Consider the following 5,437-nt stretch of genomic DNA (forward strand, 5'->3'; position numbering starts at 1 on the left):
TCCCTTTCGGGCGGGAATAGCTCAGTTGGTAGAGCGCAACCTTGCCAAGGTTGAGGTCGCGAGTTCGAGTCTCGTTTCCCGCTCCAACGTTTCTACACTGGCCGCGCCTCGTGCGCGGCCAGGCGTTTCTGGACCACGGCTAGGTGGCAGAGTGGTCATGCAGCGGCCTGCAAAGCCGTGTACGTCGGTTCGATTCCGGCCCTAGCCTCCACGTCCCGTCCGGTGCAAGCGGCTGTTTGCAACGCGCCGCCGCGCGTGATCACGCCTCGTCGTCCCCCGCCAGTTCCCGGCTCACGCTGCGGAACTGCATGAGCGCCGCCTCCAGGTTCTCGACGATCTCGGCCGCCCACACCCGTCGCCCTGGACTCCACGCCTGGGGTCAGAGTGCCAAGCTCAGGTGACTACGCCGGCCTTACCCACGCTGCGCCGTACCCGACGCCTGCGGCCGTAACGTCAATCCGTGGCTGCTCTGGCGCTGCCCTCAAAGCCTCGATGCCGATCCGGCTGCCCGCGGGCGTCCGGCCTTGCGCGCCGGGCCTGCGCCCGGCAGCAGGCTGGTGAGGCGCTGGTACAGCTCGAACAGAAAGGCCACGCGCTCGGCGTCGGACGCCCAGGATTTTTTGCCGCCGCTGGGCACATAGGCCGCGTCCACGGCGCGGTCGAGCGCCTGATGGGCCTTGACCAGGGCCGGCGGCATGGTCAGCGGGTCGTAGAGATCGGCGAGCGAGGATTGCGGGAACTGCGCGCGGGCGTTGAGCACGCCCTGCGCGGCGGTCTCGATGGCGGCGCGCTGGGTGTCGGTGGCGTCCACCGGCCAGGGAAAGTTGTTGTAGACGATGCCGGCGGAGTAGCGGTATCTACTTTCGAGGCGCCCGCACACGGCGCGCACCCAGGCCATGTGCAGGGTGGATGACAGCACGCCGAAGTGGACCAAGCTCGCGTCGCGGACGATGAACACCAAATCGCTGCATAGGGTGTCCGGCTGCATGAAACCAATCGGGATCAACAGTCGCCGTTCGGACGATACCTTGGGCACAACCAGATACGGCTGGTGTGGAATGTTTTCCACATGAAATCGCGTCGCCTGCCCGGCCAGTTTGCGCGTCGGCGCGCTCTTGCTGGCCAGCCGGAAGTTGCGCACCGCCTCGATGCGCCGCATGACTTCGGGCATCTGCCGCAGCGTGGCCGGCGGGCAATCGCCCAGCCACAGGCACCAGCGCTCCCAGCCGTTGATGAATTCGTCCGAACCCAGCCAGCGCCGGAACCAGGGTGCGGCGCCGGGCTCGCGTTGCAGGAATTGGTCGCGCTGCTCGGCGGTGAACAGGTAATTGCCGCCGTCGATGGGCTTGTTGCCGATGCCGATGGCAGGCACCGGGCAGATGGGCTGGCTGCGATTGGGCAGCAACACATCCGCCGCATCCACCAGGTACGCGTTGATGTTGCGCGCCTCCAGCACCCGCGGCTCGCCGCGGATGTCCTCGTAATCGAAGATGCGCTTGTCGCCGCGGTCCTGCGCGCCGAAACCGACGATCACGCAGTGCACGGCGGCGACGCCCCGCGCCTCGTTGCTCCACTGAAAGGTGCGGTGCGCGAACTGAATCTTCATGCCGCGCGCCAGCAGCCAACTCCAGAGCACGCCCACCTGCTCGCCCTGGCAGATGCTGTTGGTGGACACGAATGCCACCCTCACCCCCGACCCCTCTCCCGCGCGCGGGAGAGGGGAGATGTACCGCGCCGCCTGCACATACCAGGCGGCGACGAAGTCCAGCAGGCCGGCGTTGTCGATCTCGGCGAACACGGCGGCAACGTCCGCGCGCTGGGCATCGTCCAGGAACTTCGCACCCACGAACGGCGGATTGCCCATCACGTAACTGCACCGCTCGGCGGGCAGCACGTCGTTCCAGTCCATCCGCAGCGCATTGCCGTGCACGATATGCGGGCTGGTGCGCAGCGGGATGCGGGCGAAGTAGAGCCCGAACTCTTCACTGACCTTGAGGTTCATCTGGTGGTCGGTGAGCCACAGCGCCACCTGGGCGATCTGCGCCGGAAATTCCTCGATCTCGATGCCGTGGAACTGGTCCACGTCGAGCTTGGTGAACCAGTGCGTGTCCAAGTCGCGCTGGCCGCCGGTGTCGCGTGAAGCGCGCAGCACGTCCAGTTCCAGCAGGCGCAGCTCGCGGTAGGCGACCACGAGAAAGTTGCCGCAGCCGCAGGCCGGGTCCAGAAAGGTCAGGCCGCGCAGCTTCTTGTGGAACTCGAACAGGCGGCTGCGGTTGCCTTTCACCTTCTCGAACTCGGCGCGCAGCTCGTCCAGAAACAGCGGCCGGATGAGCTTGAGAATGTTGCGCTCGCTGGTGTAGTGGGCGCCGAGGTTGCGCCGCGCTTTCGCGTCCATGATCGACTGGAACAGGGCGCCGAAGATGGCGGGGCTGATCTGGCTCCAGTCGAGCGCGCAGGCATCAAGCAGCGCCTCGCGCGTGGCGCGGTCGAAATCGGCGATCGGCAGGCGCTCCTCGAACAGCTTGCCGTTGACGTAGGGAAAGGCGGCGAGCTGTTCGTCGAGCGCATGGCCGCGCTGGCTCTCGGGCGTGTCGAGCACCTGAAAGAAGCGCGCCAGCAGCGGGCCGAGGTCGCCGCCGTCGGGCGCGGTGCGGTTCTCCACCCAGTCCTGGAACGCCTTGCGCGGCTGGAAGATGCCGGTGTCTTCCGCAAACAGGCAGAACAGCAGGCGCACCAGCAGCACTTCGAGCGCGTGGCCGGTGAAACCGCCGGCCTTCAGTGCGTCGTGCAGCCGGCCCATGCGCTCGGCGGCGCGGCGGTTGACCGGGTCTTCCGGTGCCAGCTTCTGGGTGGAATAGCCGGCGATGAAAGCGAACCGGCCGACGTGCCTGTGCAGCTCGGCGAGGGGGAATTCGTGCTGCTCGCCGGTTTCGAGTTCATACAGGCGGATGCGCTCGAAATCGCTCACCAGCACGCGCTTGGGCAGGTCGCGCTCGGCAAGGCCGGCGAAGTAGTCGAGCGCCTGCGAGTAGGCCTTGTCGAGACTCTTGCCGCGCGACTTGTGCTCGACGATCAGCTCGCCCTTCCAGAACAGGTCGATGAAGCCCTGCGCGCCGCCGAGCTTCTTGACCGGTTCCTGAAAGCTCGCGACCCGGCGGCGGGTGACGCCGAAGACGTTGAAAAAGCCGTCCCAGAAGCTGCGGTCCTCGGCGTGCTCGCGGGATTCCCCGGCCCACTCGCGCGAAAAGGTCAGGGCGCGGTCCTTGATTTCGTTCCAGCTCAGCGGCATGGGTGGGTTCTTTTTTGGTCCAAGGGCGCGCCGCGCCGGGGCGACGTTACGGGCTGACGCAGCCAGTCGTGCAACGTCTCGGGCCGCAGATAAGGCGGCGAGTCTGGCGCCTCCCTTTCTGGCAACGACTACTACGAAACCAGGTCGCGGTGTAGCCGAACCGTGCGGCGAACGGCCTCCAGGGCTTGCCGAGCGAGAACGGCCGCACTACATCCCTGCCGACGCCACGAGGGCTTTTGAGCGGGTGTCCGCGTTACGCCCGAGGGGGCACGCTGTGGTTCAATACGCGAATTTTATTTCCCCCACCACCCTGCCGTGCCAGCGGGTTCCCGTCCTTGAAAAAAACCGACCTGTCCGATCCGAACTACTTCCACAAGGTAGTCGACTGCCAATGGGCCTGCCCGGCCCATACCAACGTGCCCGAGTACATCCGGCTGATCGCCGCCGGGCGTTACACCGACTCCTACATGCTGAACTGGTTCTCGAACGTGTTCCCGGGCGTGCTCGGGCGCACGTGTGACCGACCCTGCGAGCCCGCCTGCCGGCGCGGCCGGGTGGAGGAAAAACCGGTCGCCATCTGCCGCCTGAAGCGCGTGGCGGCGGACTTCAAGGACGACATCAGCGACCGCCTGCCGGCCATTCCGGCCAAGAAAAACGGCAAGCGCATCGCGCTGGTCGGCGCGGGTCCGGCGTCGCTGACGGTGGCGCGTGACCTCATGCCACTCGGCTACGAGGTGGTGCTGTACGAGAAGGACCCGCGCGGCGGCGGCGCCATGCGCTCGCAGATTCCGGCGTTTCGCCTGCCGGAATCGGTGCTGGACGAGGAGGTCGACCGCATCCTCGATTTTGGCGTCGAGTGCCACTTCGGCACGCCCGTGGAGAGCATGGGCTGGCTGCTACGCCAAGGCTTCGATGCCGTGTTCGTGGGCTCGGGCGCGCCGCGTGGGCGCGATCTCGACATCCCGGGCCGCGCCGAGGCCGCCGCCAACATCCACATCGGCATCGACTGGCTGGCCTCGGTCGCCTTCGAGCACACCGACAAGATCGGCAAGCGCGTGGTGGTGCTGGGCGGCGGCAACACGGCCATGGACTGCTGCCGCACGGCGCTGCGCCTGGGCGGCGAGCAGGTGACGGTCACGGTGCGCAGCGGCTTCGACGAGATGAAGGCCTCGCCGTGGGAGAAGGAAGATGCCATGCACGAGGGCATCCCGATCCTGGACTACCACGCGCCGAAATCCTTCGAGCACGAGAACGGCCGCCTGACCGGCGTGTGGTTCGACAAGATGCGCGCCGAGAAGGATGAACGCGGCCGCCGCAAGCTGGTGCCGACCGGCGAGGAACCGGTCTTCATCCCCTGCGACGACGTGCTGATGGCCATCGGCCAGGAAAACGCGTTCCCGTGGATCGAGCGCGATCTTGGCATCGAGTTCGACCAGTGGGACCTGCCGACACTCGACGAGACCACCTTCCAGTCCACGCTGCCGCAGGTGTTCTTTGGCGGCGACGCGGCCCAGGGCCCCAAGAACATCATCTGGGCGGTGGCGCACGGCCACCTGGCGGCCATCTCGATTGATCTGTACTGCCAGGGCAAGAGCCTCAAGGCCGACCGCCCGGCGCCCGGCGTGACGCTGGTCTCGCAGAAGATGGGCATGCACGACTGGAGCTACGGCAACGATTTCTCCGGCGCGCAGCGCTTTGCCGTGCCGCACGCCGAGACCTTCAAGACGCTCAAGAACATCAAGGTCGAGGTGGAACTCGGCTTCGACGCCGAGCTCGCCTACAAGGAAGCTGCCCGGTGCCTGAACTGCGATGTGCAGACGGTGTTCACCGAGAACCTGTGCATCGAGTGCGACGCCTGCGTGGACATCTGCCCGGAGGACTGCATCACCTTCACCCCGGACGGTGACGAGGCCGACCTTCGCACGCGCCTGATGGCGCCGGCCAAGAACCTCGACCAGCCGCTGCTGGTGTCGGGCGCGGTGCCGACCGGCCGCATCATGGTCAAGGACGAAGACGTGTGTCTGCACTGCGGCTTCTGCGCCGAGCGCTGCCCGACCGGCGCCTGGGACATGCAGAAATCGATCCTCACCCTTCCGCAAGCAGGTGGCGTATGTCGCGTCTAGCCAAGGTCAACGAATTCGTCCTGCG

General features: G+C 66.7%; 2 protein-coding genes and 2 tRNA genes. 3 read left to right on the top strand and 1 reads right to left on the bottom strand.

Going from position 1 to position 5,437, the window contains the following annotated elements:
- The first annotated feature begins 10 nt into the window (after positions 1-10).
- Both AB7F93_RS04945 and AB7F93_RS04950 read left to right on the top strand, forming a co-directional pair.
- Positions 11-86, top strand: a tRNA-Gly gene (locus tag AB7F93_RS04945).
- A 51-nt stretch (positions 87-137) separates the two neighbouring features.
- A tRNA-Cys gene (locus tag AB7F93_RS04950) sits at positions 138-211 on the top strand.
- Positions 212-481: 270 nt separating this feature from the next.
- Here AB7F93_RS04950 and AB7F93_RS04955 read toward each other — a convergent pair.
- A complete protein-coding gene (locus AB7F93_RS04955) occupies positions 482-3,289 on the bottom strand; it encodes a class I SAM-dependent DNA methyltransferase (protein WP_428301773.1) in 2,808 nt (935 codons plus the stop codon).
- 335 nt (positions 3,290-3,624) lie between these two features.
- Here AB7F93_RS04955 and AB7F93_RS04960 point away from each other — a divergent pair, with 335 nt between their 5' ends.
- Positions 3,625-5,412: an FAD-dependent oxidoreductase gene (locus AB7F93_RS04960; protein WP_428301774.1), complete on the top strand. Its 1,788-nt coding sequence runs from the start codon at positions 3,625-3,627 to the stop codon at positions 5,410-5,412.
- Positions 5,413-5,437 lie beyond the last annotated feature (25 nt).

This window comes from Immundisolibacter sp., assembly GCF_050250495.1.
Lineage (GTDB): Bacteria > Pseudomonadota > Gammaproteobacteria > Immundisolibacterales > Immundisolibacteraceae > Immundisolibacter.

Excerpts from the sequence above, each read along its gene's own strand:
- AB7F93_RS04955 (WP_428301773.1), bottom strand. The coding sequence starts at position 3,289 with ATGCCGCTGAGCTGGAACGAAATCAAGGACCGCGCCCTGACCTTTTCG.